This is a genomic window from Bradyrhizobium sp. CER78 (assembly GCF_029846235.1).
GTDB lineage: Bacteria > Pseudomonadota > Alphaproteobacteria > Rhizobiales > Xanthobacteraceae > Bradyrhizobium.
Window position 1 is genome coordinate 45,600 of record NZ_JARVWP010000017.1, and the last position, 17,150, is coordinate 62,749.

The 17,150-nt window shown below is 64.4% G+C and carries 19 protein-coding genes; 13 read left to right on the plus strand and 6 right to left on the minus strand.

All coding sequences use genetic code 11. From position 1 onward, the window contains the following. Nucleotides 1–11 precede the first annotated feature (11 nt). Nucleotides 12–1,055 carry an ABC transporter substrate-binding protein gene (locus QDT69_RS29145; RefSeq protein WP_279709918.1) on the minus strand — a complete coding sequence of 348 codons (1,044 nt, stop codon included), beginning with the start codon at nucleotides 1,053–1,055 and terminating at the stop codon, nucleotides 12–14. A gap of 145 nt (nucleotides 1,056–1,200) precedes the next feature. Between QDT69_RS29145 and QDT69_RS29150 the strand changes: the two genes are divergently transcribed. Next, nucleotides 1,201–2,007 (plus strand): creatininase family protein, encoded by an 807-nt coding sequence (locus QDT69_RS29150; protein WP_279709919.1) that lies wholly within the window; start codon nucleotides 1,201–1,203, stop codon nucleotides 2,005–2,007. A gap of 148 nt (nucleotides 2,008–2,155) precedes the next feature. After that, nucleotides 2,156–2,419 (plus strand): hypothetical protein, encoded by a 264-nt coding sequence (locus QDT69_RS29155; RefSeq protein WP_163154304.1) that lies wholly within the window; start codon nucleotides 2,156–2,158, stop codon nucleotides 2,417–2,419. Nucleotides 2,420–2,552: 133 nt separating this feature from the next. Here the strand turns inward: QDT69_RS29155 and QDT69_RS29160 are convergent, their stop codons facing one another. Then, nucleotides 2,553–2,822, minus strand: a complete 270-nt coding sequence (locus QDT69_RS29160; RefSeq protein ID WP_279709920.1) for a metal-sensing transcriptional repressor — start codon at nucleotides 2,820–2,822, stop codon at nucleotides 2,553–2,555. Nucleotides 2,823–3,161: 339 nt separating this feature from the next. On the opposite strand from QDT69_RS29160, the gene QDT69_RS29165 reads away from it, so the two are divergent. From QDT69_RS29165 to QDT69_RS29195, 7 genes are all read left to right on the plus strand, one after another. After that, the gene (locus QDT69_RS29165; RefSeq protein WP_279709921.1) at nucleotides 3,162–3,455 is read left to right on the plus strand and encodes a hypothetical protein; all 294 of its coding nucleotides are present in this window, start codon (nucleotides 3,162–3,164) and stop codon (nucleotides 3,453–3,455) included. Nucleotides 3,456–3,650: 195 nt separating this feature from the next. Beyond that, nucleotides 3,651–4,142, plus strand: a complete 492-nt coding sequence (hisE, locus tag QDT69_RS29170; RefSeq protein ID WP_279709922.1) for a phosphoribosyl-ATP diphosphatase — start codon at nucleotides 3,651–3,653, stop codon at nucleotides 4,140–4,142. Further along, nucleotides 4,126–4,446 carry a hypothetical protein gene (locus QDT69_RS29175; protein ID WP_279709924.1) on the plus strand — a complete coding sequence of 107 codons (321 nt, stop codon included), beginning with the start codon at nucleotides 4,126–4,128 and terminating at the stop codon, nucleotides 4,444–4,446. Before hisE ends, QDT69_RS29175 begins: the two co-directional genes overlap by 17 nt. Next, a complete protein-coding gene (locus QDT69_RS29180; RefSeq protein WP_279709925.1) occupies nucleotides 4,430–6,118 on the plus strand; it encodes an Nramp family divalent metal transporter in 1,689 nt (562 codons plus the stop codon). Before QDT69_RS29175 ends, QDT69_RS29180 begins: the two co-directional genes overlap by 17 nt. Nucleotides 6,119–6,153: 35 nt before the next feature. Continuing rightward, the gene (locus QDT69_RS29185) at nucleotides 6,154–6,357 is read left to right on the plus strand and encodes a hypothetical protein (protein WP_279709926.1); all 204 of its coding nucleotides are present in this window, start codon (nucleotides 6,154–6,156) and stop codon (nucleotides 6,355–6,357) included. Between the two features lie 313 nt (nucleotides 6,358–6,670). Next, the gene (locus tag QDT69_RS29190) at nucleotides 6,671–8,662 is read left to right on the plus strand and encodes a carbohydrate porin (protein ID WP_279709927.1); all 1,992 of its coding nucleotides are present in this window, start codon (nucleotides 6,671–6,673) and stop codon (nucleotides 8,660–8,662) included. Nucleotides 8,663–8,862: 200 nt separating this feature from the next. Then, nucleotides 8,863–10,326, plus strand: a complete 1,464-nt coding sequence (locus QDT69_RS29195; protein WP_279709928.1) for an FAD-dependent monooxygenase — start codon at nucleotides 8,863–8,865, stop codon at nucleotides 10,324–10,326. Nucleotides 10,327–10,336: 10 nt separating this feature from the next. Here QDT69_RS29195 and QDT69_RS29200 read toward each other — a convergent pair whose 3' ends face one another. The 3 genes from QDT69_RS29200 to QDT69_RS29210 form a co-directional block, all read right to left on the minus strand. Beyond that, nucleotides 10,337–11,962, minus strand: a complete 1,626-nt coding sequence (locus QDT69_RS29200; RefSeq protein ID WP_279709929.1) for an FMN-binding glutamate synthase family protein — start codon at nucleotides 11,960–11,962, stop codon at nucleotides 10,337–10,339. 373 nt (nucleotides 11,963–12,335) lie between these two features. Then, entirely contained in the window at nucleotides 12,336–13,205 is an 870-nt protein-coding gene (locus QDT69_RS29205; protein WP_279709930.1) for a patatin-like phospholipase family protein, read from the minus strand. A gap of 233 nt (nucleotides 13,206–13,438) precedes the next feature. Continuing rightward, complete coding sequence (locus tag QDT69_RS29210; protein ID WP_024581583.1) at nucleotides 13,439–14,212, minus strand: ferredoxin--NADP reductase; 774 nt, start codon at nucleotides 14,210–14,212, stop codon at nucleotides 13,439–13,441. Nucleotides 14,213–14,561: 349 nt separating this feature from the next. Between QDT69_RS29210 and QDT69_RS29215 the strand changes: the two genes are divergently transcribed. Next, nucleotides 14,562–15,497, plus strand: coding sequence for a RimK-like protein (locus QDT69_RS29215; RefSeq protein WP_279709931.1), 936 nt, complete (start codon nucleotides 14,562–14,564; stop codon nucleotides 15,495–15,497). 10 nt (nucleotides 15,498–15,507) lie between these two features. On the opposite strand, the gene QDT69_RS29220 is transcribed toward QDT69_RS29215, so the two are convergent. Next, complete coding sequence (locus QDT69_RS29220) at nucleotides 15,508–15,864, minus strand: response regulator (RefSeq protein WP_279709932.1); 357 nt, start codon at nucleotides 15,862–15,864, stop codon at nucleotides 15,508–15,510. A gap of 209 nt (nucleotides 15,865–16,073) precedes the next feature. Here QDT69_RS29220 and QDT69_RS29225 point away from each other — a divergent pair, with 209 nt between their 5' ends. From QDT69_RS29225 to QDT69_RS29235, 3 genes are all read left to right on the plus strand, one after another. Continuing rightward, complete coding sequence (locus QDT69_RS29225; RefSeq protein WP_279709933.1) at nucleotides 16,074–16,334, plus strand: hypothetical protein; 261 nt, start codon at nucleotides 16,074–16,076, stop codon at nucleotides 16,332–16,334. A 118-nt stretch (nucleotides 16,335–16,452) separates the two neighbouring features. Further along, entirely contained in the window at nucleotides 16,453–16,599 is a 147-nt protein-coding gene (locus QDT69_RS29230; RefSeq protein WP_279709934.1) for a hypothetical protein, read from the plus strand. Between the two features lie 72 nt (nucleotides 16,600–16,671). Continuing rightward, complete coding sequence (locus QDT69_RS29235) at nucleotides 16,672–16,899, plus strand: hypothetical protein (RefSeq protein WP_279709935.1); 228 nt, start codon at nucleotides 16,672–16,674, stop codon at nucleotides 16,897–16,899. Nucleotides 16,900–17,150 lie beyond the last annotated feature (251 nt).

A 17,150-nucleotide genomic window follows, 5' to 3' on the forward strand; every position in this document is an offset into this window, starting at 1 on the left:
CGAGTCCTAACTCAGTTCTTCGGCCGGAGCTCGACGCCGACCGCCTTGTTGACGAAGCGCAGCGTATAGCCCTGGCGATAATCGATGGTGCTCTTGACCACGCCGGCGCGCACCATCTTGTCGAAGAAGCTCGCCATCCGCTCATCGGTCATGGCGCCGATGCCGTTCTTGATGGAATCGCCGGAATCGACGATGCCGTGCTCGCGCATCTTGGCGACGCAATAGGCCAGCAGCTCGTCGTTCATGTCGGGATTGAGCTTCTTGATCATCGCATTGCCGGCGGAATTGTCGCCGTAGACGTAATGGTACCAGCCAACGATCGAGGCATCGACGAAGCGCTGCACCAGATCCGGCTTCTTGTCGACCAGGTCGCGGCGGGTCTCGATCAAGGTCGAATAGGAGTTGAAGCCGTAATCGGCGAGCAGCAGCACGTTCGGCTTGAAGCCGGCGGCCTTCTCGACCGCAAAGGGCTCGGAGGTGACATAGCCCTGCATGGCGGTTTGCTTGTTCACGATGAAAGGCTGCGGGTTGAACGTGTAGGGCTTCACCTTGTTCTCGTCGAAGCCGTATTCGGATTTCAGCCACTGGAAGTAGCTGGTGATGCCTTCCTTCGAGATCAGCAGCGTGAGCGGCTTCAGATCCTCGATCTTGCTGACCTTGACCTCCGGGTGGGTCAGGAAGACCTGCGGGTCCTTCTGGAACATGGTCGCGACGGCGACCAGCGGCACGTTGTTGGTGACGGCGTCGAAGGTCTGCAGCGAGTTCGCGCTCATGAAGAAGTCGAGCTTGCCCGCGATCAGGAGCATGCGGTTGTTCTCGTTGGGACCGCCGGGCACGATGGTGACGTCGAGGCCGTATTTCTTGTAGGTGCCGTCGGCGAGCGCCTGGAAGAACCCGCCATGCTCGCCCTCGGCGACCCAATTGGTACCGAACGAGACCTTGTCCAAGGTCTTGTCCGAGCTCTGCGCCCGCGCCGGGACGAGGCCTGCGGAAACGCCGAGGGTGGCGGCCAGCAGCGCTGTGGTTAACGCTCGCAGCAAAAAGGCCGGGATCATGGTTGGACTCCGTCGATCATTATGGCCCATGATGGAAGGCGGGAAGACGTGGACCGCGCCCGGAGACGGGAACGCCCCACTGATGTTAGACAAACTAACCTGCAAATCCATCCAATGAAACGCTTGTATTGAAACGACCGGCTTGATGACCTCGACGCTTCCGCCCCGTGACTGGACCGCCATCCATTGGCCCGATATCGCCAAGGGCGCGGCCGCGCGCTGGATCGCGGTACTGCCGCTGGCCGCGACCGAGCAGCACGGACCGCATCTGCCGCTTGGAACCGACGTCATGATCGGCGAGGCGTATCTGGCGCGGGTGCAGGCGCTGCTGCCGGCGGCCATCCCGGCGACGTTCCTGCCCTTGCAGCCGGTCGGCATCTCCACCGAGCACATCGACTTTCCGGGCACGCTGACGCTGCCGACCGAAGTGGCGCTGAAGAGCTGGATGGCGCTCGGCGAGAGCGTGGCGCGCGCCGGGATCAGGAAGCTCGCGATCGTGACCAGCCATGGCGGTAACTCCGCCGCGATGCAACTCGTCGCGCAGGACCTGCGCGCGCAACATCAAATGCTGGTGGTGACCACGAGCTGGTCACGCTTCGGCACGCCCGACGGGCTGTTCGAGGCCGACGAACTGCGCCACGGCATCCATGGCGGCGCGGTCGAGACCTCGATCATGCTGGCGAAGTATCCGCAACATGTGCGGAAAGATGCAATCGCGGACTTCAAGCCCGCGAGCATTCAGATCGAGAAGGATCACCGCTTGCTGTCGACCCAGCGGCCGGCGCCGTTCGCCTGGCAGGCGCAGGACCTCAATCCAAGCGGCGCGGTCGGCGATGCGACCAAGGCTTCTGCGGACAAGGGCGAGCAGCTGCTCGAGCACGGCGCACGCGCGTTCTGCGAGCTGCTTGCCGACGTCGACAGGTTCGATCCGGGTGTATTCGGAGGCAAGTGACGGGGTCTTGCTTCATCCCGGCAGAGGCGACGAAACAATCCACGAAACCATATTTCCCGGCACGGTGTTCGAACCGGAACCGGAAAGCCTCCGTCCAACGGGCATGCGGACCAGACCGGCGCCGCGCTCAAACAGGATGGAGTATCCCATGTCGATCAAGACCAAGTTTGCCGCCCTCGCCCTCACCGCGCTCGCCGTGACCGGCACCATCGCGTCCACCACCTCGCAGGCCGAAGCCAAGCCGTACGGCTGGGGCTGGGGCGTTGGCGCCGGCCTCGTCGGCGCCGCCATCGTCGGCAGCGCGATCGCGGCCAGTGACGGCTACTACGACACCGGCTATCGCCGCTGTGGCTGGGTGCGCCAGTTCGACGCCTACGGCAACTACATCGGCCGCGTGCGCACCTGCTACTGATCGACGGGTTTTTCCAAAGGCTGCGGATCCTGCGTTCGGCACGGGTCCTCATCCACCCCGTGTCGCACACGACCCGTCCGGCGATCCCCCCGGGCGGGTCAACCCTTGTCAGTCCGCCTCATGCTACCTTGGGTCACAGATATTTCGCGATCAGCCGGAAGTCGCGCAACACATTGCGGCCCTTCGGCCCCGATGCCTTCAGCGTCTCCTCCAGGCTGTGGCCGATGTGATCGTGGATCAGCGCCTTCTTGGCGCTCTCGATCGCGCTCTCCACCGCCTGCAATTGCTGGGCGATCTGCGCACAGGGCCGGCCCTGCTCGATCATCTCGACGATGGTCTCGAGATGGCCGTTGGCGCGCTTGAGGCGCCGGGCGATGGCAACGTGCGGATGGTCGTCGGACATATGGTTCTCCTATCCTCCCTGGAGGATAATCATGATCCTCCCCGGAGGATAGCAGATTCGGCTTGACACGCGTTTGTGTCAGGCGTAGTGCCCGATTGTCGGAACATTCGTTCCGCGCCGGGGTTTTACCCCGGAGACCAACCCGACCACGAGCCAACACAGAAGGCACATGGGCAGTAGCAACTCAGGCGACAGTAGACCCACGACGGGACTGTTGACGCCGCAACACAGCAAGACTGATCGCGCAGATTTCGCCTGCGTGGATGGGTGGTCGCGCCCTAGCTGACCGCCTGCTCCTCACCGGCCTGCCGCACGACCAGCGGAAAGTGGAGGTGAGCGATGTTCGAAAAGCTCGCAAAATTCCGGCCGTTCGAGCCGCGGCAGATTCCGCCGCGGGCGGCCACCTATTCCAATGACAACCTGCCGGGTTTTCGCCGCCCGGCGGACCACCGGCGTCCAACCCCGGCCTGTCATTGGATCCTGATCGACGGCCGGCTGGAGTGCCGGTGGATCGTCGAAACCACCCTCGAATCATCAACGAATGATCTCGACCGACAGCCGCGCGCGGACCGGCGTTCCGGCCCGCACGCAACAATCGCGCGTTTCGCCGCAAAGATGACCGCAACCGCCTGAAGGACCGACATGGACGAAGGGCCTAGTTGTCCCGTTGCGCGCCATCGCGGCGCGGCAACGGGACTCCCTCCGGGGAACGACATCACGTTTGGAATTGCCGCTGCTCACGGCAGCGGAGGTTACGCGCGCGCGTAAAGCCGCTCCGCGTCCCTCGCGCCGTGCCTGACAGGCAGCGCGGAGACGATCGGAGCAGGTATGACTGAGACCGCCAGACAACCAGAGACAGAGCCATCCCGTCGGCAGCGACGCTTGCGACGGCAAGCCGCTGGTCATCCGGCCAGCGACGAGCGGCGCACGGCGGCGTCAGGCTCGCAGAGCGAACTCGATCGCCTGCATGCGTCGCTCGCCGCGGTGACGCCGGATAACCACCCGCGCACCGCAAGGCTGCTCACCTCGAGCACTCGCAAGATCGCCCAGAAAGTGATCGAGGAGGCCGGCGAGGTCGCGCTCGAGACCGTCAAGCACAACACGCAGGCCATCGTCAGCGAAAGCGCCGACCTGCTCTACCACCTCGTCGCATTGTGGCATCGCGCCGGCATCGATCCCGGCTCGGTCTGGATCGAGATGCGCCGCCGCGCCGACGAGTTGGGGATTGCCGAGAAGCCACCGAAGCCCCGCCACCGGGATTCGAATCCGTCCATGCAAGCGCCGAAGCGGACAGGAGGCGACCATGATCAAGGTAAATGACATCTTCGCGCCGCCCCCTCGGCCGGCCGCCGCGCCGACCGTCCGGCACATAAATGCACACCCTGATCCGTTCGTCCCGGTGATGCGGAGCATCGTCGGACTCGTCAGCGAGAGCGCGGGCTTGCTGCGCCATGTCGCCGCGCTCGGCGCCGTACTGCTTCTCGACACCAGCACCGAGCCGAAGCGCCGGCCTGCCGCAAGACCAGCGCCAGCGCCTGATGCGACCAACATCATCCGCTTTCCAGCAACCCGAACCAGCAAACCACGCAAGCAAGAAGGAACGAGTCATGACCGTCGTGAATGACGTGAACATGCACGCCCCCAATCAAACGGACGCCGCCACCTCGATCCGGACCGCGGTCCTCGACCGCGCACATCTCGGCGATATCCGTGGTGCGCTTGGCAGCATCGCCAAGGATGATGTCGCGCCGCGGGCGACATTCGCGGCCCGCCTGAAGACCCTGCTCGCCATTGTCGGCCCCGGCCTGATCGTGATGGTCGGCGACAACGATGCCGGCGCGTTCGGCACCTATACCCAGGCCGGCCAGAACTACGGCACCACGCTCTTGTGGACGCTGCTGCTGCTGATCCCCGTGCTCTACGTCAACCAGGAGATGGTGGTGCGGCTCGGCGCTGTCACCGGCGTCGGCCACGCGCGGCTGATCTTCGAGCGTTTCGGCAAGTTCTGGGGCGCCTTCAGCGTCATCGACCTGCTGGTGCTGAACGCGCTGACCATCGTCACCGAATTCATCGGCATCACCTTCGCGCTCAGTTTTCTGGGCGTCTCGCAGTTCTGGGGCGTGCTGGCCTCGGCTGCCATCGTGATGCTGGCGGTCTCCACCGGCGACTTCCGCCGCTTCGAACGCTTCGGCATCGTGCTGGTCGCCGGCAGCCTGCTGCTGGTGCCCATCATCCTGATGGTGCATCCGCCGATCGGGCAGATCGCCTCGGACTTCTTCGTGCCGAAGATGCCGCACGACGCCAAGCTCGGCGAAGTGATGCTGCTGATCGTCGCCATCGTCGGCACCACCGTGGCGCCGTGGCAATTGTTCTTCCAGCAGAGCTACATCGTCGACAAGCGGATCACGCCGCGCTTCATCCGCTATGAGCGGATGGATCTGTGCATCGGCATCGTGCTGGTCGTGGTCGGCGCCGTGGCGATGATCTCGTTCTGCGCCGAGGTGTTCGCAGGAAGGCCGGAATTCGGCAATTACACCGATGCGCTGGGGACCGCGGCCGGACTCGAGAAATATGCCGGCCGGCTGCCGGCGGTGCTGTTTGCGCTGGCGCTGCTCGATGCCTGCATCATCGGTGCGGCGGCAGTGTCTCTCTCGACCGCCTATGCGATCGGCGACGTGTTCGCGGTCAAGCACTCGCTGCACCGCAAGCCGTGGGATGCGAAAGGCTTCTACAGCGTCTATTGCGGGCTGATCGTGCTCGCCGCCGTGCTGGTGCTGACGCCGGGCACGCCGCTCGGGCTGCTCACCAACGCGGTGCAGACGCTCGCCGGCGTGCTGCTGCCGAGCGCGACCGTGTTCCTGCTCTTGCTCTGCAACGACCGCCACATCCTCGGGCCCTGGATCAACTCGACCCGGCTGAACCTGTTCACCGGCGCAGTGGTGGCGGGGCTGGTGATGCTGTCGGTGATCCTGACCGCCTCGGTTTTGTTCCCCGATCTCGGCGAGGCCTGGATCATCGGCATTCTGGTCGGCGGCAGCGTGCTGGCGCTTGCGGTCACCGCGCTCGTCAAGCTGTACGAGATGTCGTCGCACGGCAACGCCTCGTTCCGCTTCAAGCGGCACCACCCGCCGCTTTTCGATCGCGACACCTGGCGGATGCCGCCGCTCGACCGGCTGCCGCCGGCGCGGCTCAGCCCGCTGAGCCGGATCTGGATGATCGTGCTGCGCGGCTATCTGGTCGTCGCCGCCGGGCTCGTGCTGCTGCGGATCGTCCAGCTCGCCACGGTCGGGGCGTGACGACGCTTGGCCGCGGCCAGCGATGGAGCGCGATCGTGTTGTTCAGGCTGGCGAGCGCCATCCTGCGCGGCGCAACCGCGCTCTACCTGAAACGCACAATCTCGAGCGCCGAGCTGCGCGCGGCGCTCTCAGTGGCGCGGACCTTCGAACGAGCCGGCGCGCTGATCGCGCTGGGACGAAGGCCGCGGCCGGAATTCACCTCGACAAGGAAAGTTAAAGACGATGACGGCATCGAATGAGCGGTGGGCCCTCGACCGGACTGCCACACCCGCGCAGCCAATTGCAGCGAAGCGCGCCGGCCGCTTCACCTCGTTACACGACTGTCATAGAGGCAGTGCACACCGGGAGGCATCCGGCGAGTCTCAGTTGCTCTTGCGAACCATTTGCAATAAGGAATGGGGGATGTTAGTTGCTGGTCTGGCATTGGATGGAACGATGCAGATCGGACCGGGGACGGCGGGCGATGACTTCAAATCTCGGGTGGCGAGTGGCCGCCAAATCTGCAGTGATGGCAGGGAATACCTCCAACCGCGCGTCGGGGAACGCCGTGTCATGACCTGCGTCCGCCTGTTTCGGGCCCGGATCGCCGCCGGCGCAGCGCTCGGCGCTGCAGCCTTGGGCACGCCCGCGGCCGCGGCCGACATGGCCGTCAAGTCACCGGCCGTGAACACGGCGGTTTACAACTGGACCGGCTTTTACGTCGGCGGCCATGTCGGCTATGGCGACGGCAGCCTCGGCCCCGATACCAATCCGCTTCCCCTTCAGGCGGTCTTCTTTCCGCACAGTGTCACGGGCGGGGTCGGCGGCTTCCAGGTCGGATACAATCACCAGTTCGCCAACCGCTTCGTGCTCGGCGTCGAGACCGATGCGACGTTCGTGAGCCCGGTCGATCTGCCGCGGCGCACGCTCGGCCCCTTCAACGCCTCGATCGACTATGTCGGCACCGTGCGCGGCCGCGCCGGTTACAGCTTTGGCACCTGGATGCCCTATGTCACCGGCGGCTTCGCGTGGGGACACACCCAGGTCAGGGTCAATGACGATTCGGGCAGTGTCGTCTCCGAACCTGGGCAGTACCAGACCGGATGGACCGCCGGCGTCGGCGCCGAGTTCGCGCTGAGCGGCAATTGGACCGCCAAGATCGAATATGAGTATGTCGACCTCTCGCGCCGCACGCTTGGGCTCAATGATTTCGGCATGCCCGGCGTCACCATGGACCCGCGCCTGCATCTGCTGAAGTTCGGCCTGAACTACCAGCTCGGCGACTCGCCGTGGTCGGCGACGCCGACCCAGCCGCGGTTGCCGGAATCCGACAATTGGTCGATCCACGGGCAGACGACGTTGATCGGACAGGGCTACCCTGCGATTCGTTCAGCCTATAGCGGCACCAACAGCCTTCCGGCAGGAGGACAGGCGCAGCAGACTTGGACCACGACCGCCTTTCTCGGCGTCAAGCTGTGGGAAGGTGGCGAGCTCTACTTCAACCCGGAGACCGCGCAGGGCTTCGGCCTCAACGGCACGCTCGGCATTGCCGGCTTCCCGAACGGTGAAGCCCAGAAGGCCGGCGCCGAATATCCGAGGATCCGGCCGCAGCGCTACTACATCAAGCAGACGTTCGGCTTCGGCGGCGAACAGGAAGATGTCCCCGACGGCCCGAACCAGATCGCGGGCAAGCGCGACATCGATCGCCTGACGCTGATCGTCGGCCGCTTCGCGATCGGCGATTTCTTCGACGGCAACTCCTACGCCAAGGACCCGCGCGCCGACTTCATGAACTGGGCGATGTGGGCGTCGGCTGCCTACGACTTCCCGGCGGATCTGCCCGGCTATACCCGTGGCGCCGTGGCCGAGCTCAACCGCAAGGATTGGGCGGTACGCGCCGGGCTGTTCCAGGTGCCGGATGCGCCGAACAGCGACGTCCTGACCTTCAAGACCGGCGGTGCTGTGGTGGAATTCGAAGGCCGCTACTCGGTCTTCGATCAGCCCGGAAAACTCCGCGTCGGCGTGTTCGGCAATCGCGGCTTCACCGGCAATTACAGCCAGGCGCTCGGCATGGTCGCCGCCGACCCGACGCTCGACATCAACGCCGTGATGGCGGGCATCCGCAAGGACAATTTGAAATACGGCTTCTACCTCAACGCCGAGCAGCAGATCGTGACCGATGTCGGCGTGTTCGGTCGCCTGAGCTGGAACGACGGCCAGAACGAGATCCTGTCGTTCACCGACGTCGACCGCAGCCTGTCGGGCGGCGTATCCATCAAGGGCAGCCGATGGGGGCGGCCGGACGACACGATCGGCATCGGCGGTGCGATCAACGGGCTCTCCGCCTCGCATCGCGACTTCCTCGCCGCCGGCGGTACCGGCCTGTTGATCGGCGACGGCGCGCTCAACTACCGCAACGAAGGCATCTTCGAGAGCTACTACGCCTATTCGGTCAACAAGCACTTCACGATGACCGCGGACTATCAGTTCATCGCCAACCCCGCCTACAACGCCGACCGCGGCCCGGTGCACATCTTCTCCGGCCGTCTGCACGGGGAGTTCTAGGGCTGCTACCTCTAACCGTCGTCCCGGCTTGCGCCGGGATGACAGCGAGTTTGCCGCGCCGGTCTTCGCAATGATGTTTTGAATTGGTTCGAGCGACAAAACGCCCTCTCCCCACTCAGATATATGTAGACCCCCCGGGCTTGCCGCAAGCCTGGGGTCATCCCGTAGAACGCGCGCCCAATCGAACAAAGGAGTGCGGGATGCGGGAACATGCAGTGGTGATTGCCGGAGGAGGTCCGACCGGGCTGATGGTGGCGGGCGAGCTGGCGCTGGCTGGCATCGATGTCGCTGTCGTCGAGCGGCGCGCGAGAGCGGACCTGATCGGCTCGCGGGCGGGCGGCCTGCATGCGCGCACCATCGAGGTGCTCGATCAGCGCGGCATCGGCGATCGATTCGTCTCGCGGGGGACGCGCCATCCCGCGGTGCTGTTCCACTCGCATCTGGTTCCGCTTGATATCACCGACTTTCCGACCCGGCGCAATTTCACGCTCGGGCTGTTCCAGACCCATATCGAGCGCATTCTCGGCGAGTGGGTGAGCGAGCTCGCGGTGCCGATCTATCGCGAGCGCGAGGTGACCGGCTTTGCGCAGGACGACACCGGCGTCGATGTCGAACTGGCGGACGGCCGGCTCCGGGCGCAGTATCTCATCGGCTGCGACGGCGGCCGGAGCGTCGTGCGCAAGGCGGCCGGCATCGAATTCGCCGGATGGGATCCGACCAGGAGCTGGCTGATCGCCGAAGCCGAGATGTCCAGCGAACCGCAATGGGGCTTTCGCCAGGACGACACCGGCACCTATGCGATCGGCAAGGTGGAGGACAGCGGCCGGGTGCGGGTCGTGCTGACCGAACGGCAGCTCGGCACCGAAAGAGAGCCGACCTTGCGCGACGTCAGCGAGGCGCTGGCCGTCGCGTACGGCACCGATTTCGGCATCCACAATCCGGTCTGGATCTCGCGCTTCACCGACATGACAAGGCAGGCCGTGACCTACCGCAAGCAGCGCGTGCTGCTGGCCGGCGATGCCGCCCATGTGCATCCGCCGATGGGCGGACAGGGCCTCAATATCGGCGTGCAGGATGCGGTGAATCTGGGCTGGAAGCTCGCCCAGGTGGTCAAGCTGACATCGCCGGACAGCCTGCTCGACAGCTATCAGGCCGAACGGCATCCGGTCGCGGCCCGCGTGCTGCGCAACACCATGGCGCACGTCGCGCTCAGCCGCACCGATGCGCGCAGCAAGGCGCTGAACGAGATCGTCTCCGACTTGCTGTGCATGGATGAGCCGCGCAAATGCTTCGCCGCCATGATGTCGGGCCTCGACGTCAGCTACGATCTCGGCGAAGGCCATCCGCTGCTCGGACGCCGCATGCCCGATCTCGACCTCGTCACCGCCGACGGCCCGCGCCGGGTCTTCGCGCTGTTGCATCAGGCGCGGCCCGTTCTGCTGAATTTCGGCGAGCCCGGCAGCATCGACATCGCGGGATGGACCGACCGGGTTCAGCTGGTCGACGCCGATTACGCCGGCGCGTGGGAGCTTCCGGCGATGGGCACGGTTGCGGCGCCGACCGCGGTGCTGATCCGGCCCGACGGCTACGTGGCATGGGTCGGAGACGGCACCCGGACGGGGCTCACCGAAGCGCTGACCAGATGGTTCGGCGCGCCGACGTAAGTGGGACGCCCTACCCCGCCGGCTGGAACGAGTCCGCGCGCGCCATCGCCCAGGCGTCGCGGAAGCGGCGATCCTGGGTGCCTTCGAGCAGCTCGCCGGGGCGCAGCGTCGGATAGAGTTCGGCAAACGTGCTGACCTCGGTAGTCGAGCTCCGCTGCGAGAAGTGGATCGGGCGCAGCTCCTTGGTGTGCTCGAGGCCGGCGGCGGCGAGCAGCTCGGTCAGCGCGTGCAAGGTCGAGTGATGGTAGTTGTACACGCGCTCGATCTTGTCCGGCACATAGAGCGCGCGGTTGCGGATCGGGTCCTGCGAGGTGACGCCGGTCGGGCAGCGATCGGTGTGGCAGCTCAGCGACTGGATGCAGCCGAGCGCGAACATGAAGCCGCGCGCCGAATTGCACCAGTCGGCCCCGATCGCCATCGCGCGCGCCATGTCGAAGGCGGTGGCGATCTTGCCGGACGCGCCGATCTTGATGCGATCGCGCGCGCCGATCCCGATCAGCGCGTTGTGGACGAAGTTGACGCCCTCGCGCATCGGCATGCCCAAATGGTCCATGAACTCGAGCGGCGCGGCGCCGGTGCCGCCCTCATTGCCGTCGACCACAATGAAGTCGGGATAGAGCCCGCTCTCCTTCATCGCCTTGCAGATCGCCAGGAACTCCCAGGGATGGCCGATGCACATCTTGAAGCCGGCCGGCTTGCCGCCGGACAGCTTGCGCATCTGGGCGACGAATTCCATCATCTGGATCGGCGTCGAGAACGCCTTGTGATAGGCGGGAGAGATGCAGTCCTCGCCCATCGGCACGCCGCGGATCTTGGATATCTCCTCGGAGACCTTCGCGGCCGGCAGCACGCCGCCATGGCCGGGCTTGGCGCCCTGGCTGATCTTGAGCTCGACCATCTTGATCTGGTCGTCGCCCGCGACGCTTGCAAAGAGGTCCGGATTGAAGGTGCCGTCACGGTTGCGGCAGCCGAAATAGCCGGAGCCGACCTCCCAGATGATGTCGCCGCCCATCTCGCGGTGATAGGGGCTGACGCCGCCCTCGCCGGTGTCGTGGGCGAAGCCGCCCTTCTTGGCGCCGGCATTCAGCGCCCGCACCGCGTTCGGGCTGAGCGCGCCGAAGCTCATCGCCGAGATGTTGAACACCGAGGCCGAATACGGCTTGGTGCAATCGGGCCCGCCGATGGTGATGCGGAATTTCTCATCGGCACGCGGCTTCGGCGCCACCGAATGGTGCATCCACTCGTAGCCCTCGCGGTAGACATCCTCCTGAGTGCCGAACGGCCGCTTGTCGAGCACCATCTTGGCGCGCTGATAGACCACCGCGCGGGTGTCGCGCGAGAACGGCATGCCGTCCTTCTCGCTCTCGAAGAAATACTGCCGCATCTCCGGGCGGATTTCCTCGAGCAGGAAGCGGACATGCGCCGAGATCGGGTAGTTGCGCAGCACCGCGTGGTTCTTCTGGGTAAAGTCGCGGATGCCGAGCAGTGTCAGCGCTCCGAAGATGACCAGCGGGATCAGGATGATCTTGAAGACCTTGTGGTCGAAAATTCCAACCACCAGCAGGAGCACGGTGACGACGGCGCAGATCGTCAGCACGATGAAGCGCGGCGAGAACGGAAGCAGCAGCGTGTCCATGGAATCCTCCGGTCTGCCTGGAATACCCTGTCGGCGGGTGAGCCTAATCCAACTCGCGGAACAAGTGCACTACGGTTATACGGCCGAGCAGTCACAGATGTGACAACCGCCCGGATGGGCGGGTGCGGGTGCCGCGGTCTCGCCGCTGCAGTGCAACGAAGGTGCGCGACGGTCCCTTGTTGCTCCCTCGCCCGGCTCGTGCGGGGTCGAGACGGGCGCAACTCGCTCTTGGAGGGTTGAGGTGAGGGGCCGCTTCCACACAGACGGTGGCAGTTGCGTTCGCGGAGAGTCCCCCTCACCCGGATCGCATTCCGCTACGCTACATGCGTTCCGACCTCTCCCCGCAAGCGGGGCGAGATAAGAGGCAGACCCCTCAATGGTCGTGCGGCTGCAATTCGTGCGGGATGTGCCCCGGTCTCAGGCCATCGCTGGCAAGCCACGCATTGGTGGTGTCGAGGGCGCGTGCGATATGGTCGGCGGTTCGGGAAAAATCGTAGGGCGAGCCGACCAGGGGGCAGAGCGGCGGCACGACGAAATACTCGACATCTGAGCCGATATTCTCGAGCTCGTTGACGAGCTGCCGCGCGATCAGGAGCGTCAGCGCATGCAGCGCATTGGCGAGTGCACCGACCGGCGGCTCCTGGTTGGCGCAGGCGTGTCCGGTCGGCAGCACGATCAGGCGTTTTGCTCCATGCTTCACGGCGACGCGGACCGGCGTGTTGCTGGAGATCGCACCGTCGGCGAGGAAACGATCGCGGTAGTGCACCGGCGTGAACGCGCCGGGGATCGCGGTCGAGGCCACGATCGCCTCGGCGGCGGAGCCTTCCGACAGCACGACGCTGTCGCCGCTGATGATGTCGGTCGTGACGATATAGATCGGCATCCGCGCATCCTCGAGATTGCGGAACGGGATGTAGTCGTCGATCAGCTTGCGGACGCCGTCATGCGGGATCAGGAAGTCGCGCCGCCACAGGAAGCTCACCAGCGTCCGCCAGGTCACCGGAAACACGTCCTGCCGGTTCAGGCCGCGCCAGATCTCGGCCAGCCGCGCCACCCCCGAGACCGTCGGGTCGCCGGCATAGAACGCGCCGTTCAATGCGCCGACGCTGGAGCCGACCACCATGTCGGCGACGACGCCATGCGCCGCAAGTGCCTGCAGCATGCCGACCTGGATCGCGCCAAAGCTACCGCCGCCGGCAAACACAAAGGCGGTCTTCGGTGCATCCAGATCGGTGATGGACAAGCTGCGGCTCCCAGGGTCGCCGCGTTCGGAAAGGGCTGCGCGGCGTTGGGGTGGGTTATAGCAGTGGGGGATTGGTGCGCACCACAAACACCATCGTCGTCCCGGCGCAGGCCGGGACCCATAACCACGAATGCAAAAAGCTGGAGCCGGTGGGGCCCCAGCCTTCGTCAAATGGACAATGGTGGTAATGGGTCCTGGCCTTCGCCAGGACGACAATTTCAACGCGCGCCGTTTTACCGCTCGACGAACGCCTTCTCGATCACGAAGTGACCGGGGGTGTTGCCGCTGCCTTCCTTGAAGCCGCGGGTCTCGAACAGCTGCTTGAGCTCTTCCAGCATCGCCGGGCTGCCGCACATCATGATGCGGTCGGTCTCGATGTCGAGCGGGCCCTGATGCAGGTCGGTGAAGAGCTGGTTGGAGGTGATCAGGTCGGTGATGCGGCCGCGGTTGCGGAACGGCTCGCGCGTCACGGTCGGATAGTACGACAGCTTCTCCGACAGCAGCGGCCCGAACAGCTCGTCGTCACGCAGCTTGGCGACCAGCTCCTCGCCGTAAGCGAGCTCGGAGACCTGGCGGCAGCCATGCACCAGCAGGATCTGGTCGTAGCGATCATAGACCTCGGGGTCCTTGATCAGGCTCGCGAACGGCGCAAGGCCAGTGCCGGTCGACAGCAGCATCAGCCGCTTGCCGGGAATCAGGTTGTCGGTGATCAGCGTACCGGTCGCCTTGCGGCCGACCAGGATGGTGTCGCCCTCGCGGATCTTCTGCAGCTTGGAGGTGAGCGGGCCGTCCTGCACCTTGATCGAGAAGAACTCGAGCTCTTCCTCGTGATTGGCGCTCGCCATCGAATAGGCGCGCAGCAGCGGCCGGCCGTCGACCTCGAGGCCGATCATGGCAAACTGCCCATTCTGGAAGCGGAAACCGGAATCGCGGGTCGCCCGGAAGCTGAAAAGCGTATCGGTCCAGTGCTGAACGGAAAGAACTTTCTCTCGATAGAACGCGCTCATGTGTTTTCGTTTTCTCGACTGACCAGATTTAGAATGGTTTGATTCTATTGACGCATGACCTGTTCGGAAAACCGGTGCCCACTTTTCCGGGTCATGCTTAGACTGCTCACGACGGCGCAGAAGTGGCCGAAATCACTGAAGATCTCGCGTGTCCATTGCGCCAATGCATGAGATAGTCAAGATCAACTGGCGTGCAATTGCGATCTCAGAATGGCAGTCGTTCGATTTCGCGCAGAGGTTCAGCCACGACATCGTTAACACGCGGTGCTGCACGTAATTTACTTGCTGAGATCAGCACCGATCTGGCAATTAATTGCCACGAAAACCGCGGCGAAGGGAAAATGATCTCGTGGTCCTGATCAGCCAGCGAATCTTCCTGGAAACCATCAAAAAATATTGTCTGGCGCGCTCCATAGCGGTCGAGGTGCGGTCAGGCGGCTGGCTGGTCATCATGACCAGGGGCAGCGAGCAGCGGCTCGCGATCGGCTACGACATCGGGCTGAACAGCGCGGTCGCGCATCAGGTCGCCAACGACAAATCGGCCTGCGCCGAAGTGCTGGCATCGGCTGGCGTATCAGCCATTCCGCATACGCTGTTTCTCGGCGGCAAGCTCAGCAAGCACATTCCGGGATCGGACTCGCTGGACGCGATGCAGCGTCTGCTCGACGCGCATCCGCAGGGGCTCGTCGTCAAACCCAATGAGGGGACATCCGGCGAGCTCGTCTTCCGCGTCACGACGCGCACGCAGTTGGAGACCGCAGTGGCGCGCGTCCTTGCCGCGCATCCGAGCCTTGCGATCTCGCCCTATGTCGCGATCGAGGACGAGGTGCGCGTGGTGCTGCTCGATGCACGCGCGCTGATCGTCTACGGCAAGACGCGCCCAATGGTGGTCGGCGACGGCATCCATTCACTCCGCGCGCTAGCGCAGGCGACCGCGACGGCGGAGCAGCTCAAGACCCTGACTGAGGATTTCGACGCCGCCGCGCTCGACGCCATTCCGCCGGCCGGCGAACGACTGCTGCTCAACTGGCGGCACAACCTCGATGCCGGCGCCGAGCCGGTGCTGCTCACCGATGCCGCGACACGCGACGCCTGCATTGCGCTCGCGACCATGGCCGCGCAAGCCGTCGGCATCCGCTTCGCCTCCGTCGACGTCGTCCGTGCCGATGGCGCGTGGAAGGTCCTCGAGGTGAATTCGGGTGTGAAGATGGAGGCACTGGGCCGCCGCCATCCAGCGCTGGTCGAGGCGGCGTATTCCGCCGCGCTGGACGCCGTGTTCGCGTAAGCGCCACGCGCTACAGCGCGAGCTCCCGCAGCAGCGCCGGTGGATAAACCGGCTTTGCAAAGAACTTGACGCCGTCAGGCAGAGCGCCGACCGAGGGCAGGCCTGAGATCACCATCACGCGCACGCCTGGATCGCAATCGAGGGCCAAACGTGCGAGCTCGATACCGCTCATTTTGCCCGTGAGCTTGACGTCGGTGACCACCAGCGACGGGTGACGCATCTTGATGGCCAGCGCTGCCGTCTCTGCGTCTTCGCATTGGATGACGTCGAAGTGACCTTCTTCCAGCAACAGCGCAATCATATCGCGCTGGATTGTATCGTCTTCGACCACAATTGCGGTCTGCCGAACTAGCCTCGCGTAACCCATGGCAACCTCCAACGATCAACCACAGTCATCAACCAAAGTTAATGATCGAGAACGCTTATGGTTCTGGTTCCAGTCTCGATGACTGACTGTTCCACCGGATGTTTCGAAGTTCCGTCCGGAACAACTTTCTAGATGTCGGAGTCATTGACGTGCGGCGAGCCGAATCGCTCGGGCTCGAGGAAAGGAAGTCGTGCCAGGAGGCAAAACGCATGAAGAACGCCGGACAGCCGGATCAGGATTTTGACGAACCTTCCAGGGCCGACGCGACGGCTGGCGCGCCAGGCTATCCGTCCTCCCGACGACTGGTCGAAGATCACGCCCTCGAACGCCATGCTCAGGTCGTGCGGCGTCAGACGATGGAGCAGAAGACGGCTGATCCGGTTGGCGCACGCCTCCCGCACGACATCATTTCCGAAATGGAAGCAGCGCTGAAGCAGCAGGTCGATCGGCTTGTCGCGAAGCGACATTAGCCGGCGAAGCGACGAGCTCGCAGACTGCAACAGCGCAATCTCGCTTGCCGATGATGCTCCAGAGATCGCGGCGCGTGGAAACTCGAAGCAAGATCCCCGCCGGACCGATGGAGTCTTGATGGGAGCGATCCTTGGACGCGCGCTTTTCCAGGTCATGGTTGTTCTGGCGGCGGTCGGCATCGTCGCCCTCGCCTGCATGGCGGTCCACGGCGGCTACGCGCGCGCGGCGACGGCACTTGCAGCAAAATTCACTCCGCCATTTTGATCCATTCAGCGGCTTGCTCCTCCGGCTCAAGGGAGTACGCTGATGCGTATTAATCGATCCGGATACAGATTTATGCGCAAACTCCTTTTGGGCTTCCTCGCAGCCACGGCGTTCGCCGCCGCCTTCAATCCTCCGGCCGCCAACGCCGTGTTCTGGCGCGGCGTCACGGCCCCGACGAATATCGACATCCACGGATATCCGATCATCAAGGAACCGCCGCCGAGCCCATGCCAGTTGATCCATGTGAATGGATACTGGGTGCGGCAGTGCCTGGATCTGCGGTATCGCTATTGGCGATGAACGAAGCGGCGCCGTGCTTTCGACCTCTCCCACTTGGGGAGAGGTCGAAGTTCGAGACTAAGGCGGGAGTTTCGGTTGAATCGGTTTGGCGCGGTCTCGGTTCACCTCTCCCCGTTGGGGAGAGGTCGGATTGCGAAGCAATCCGGGTGAGGGCTCTTGCTCTCTCGATAGACCGTAACCCCTCACCCGATTTGCTGCGCAAATCGACCTCTCCCAAAGGAGAGGTGAATCTTCGACGCCGTTCCAGCTCA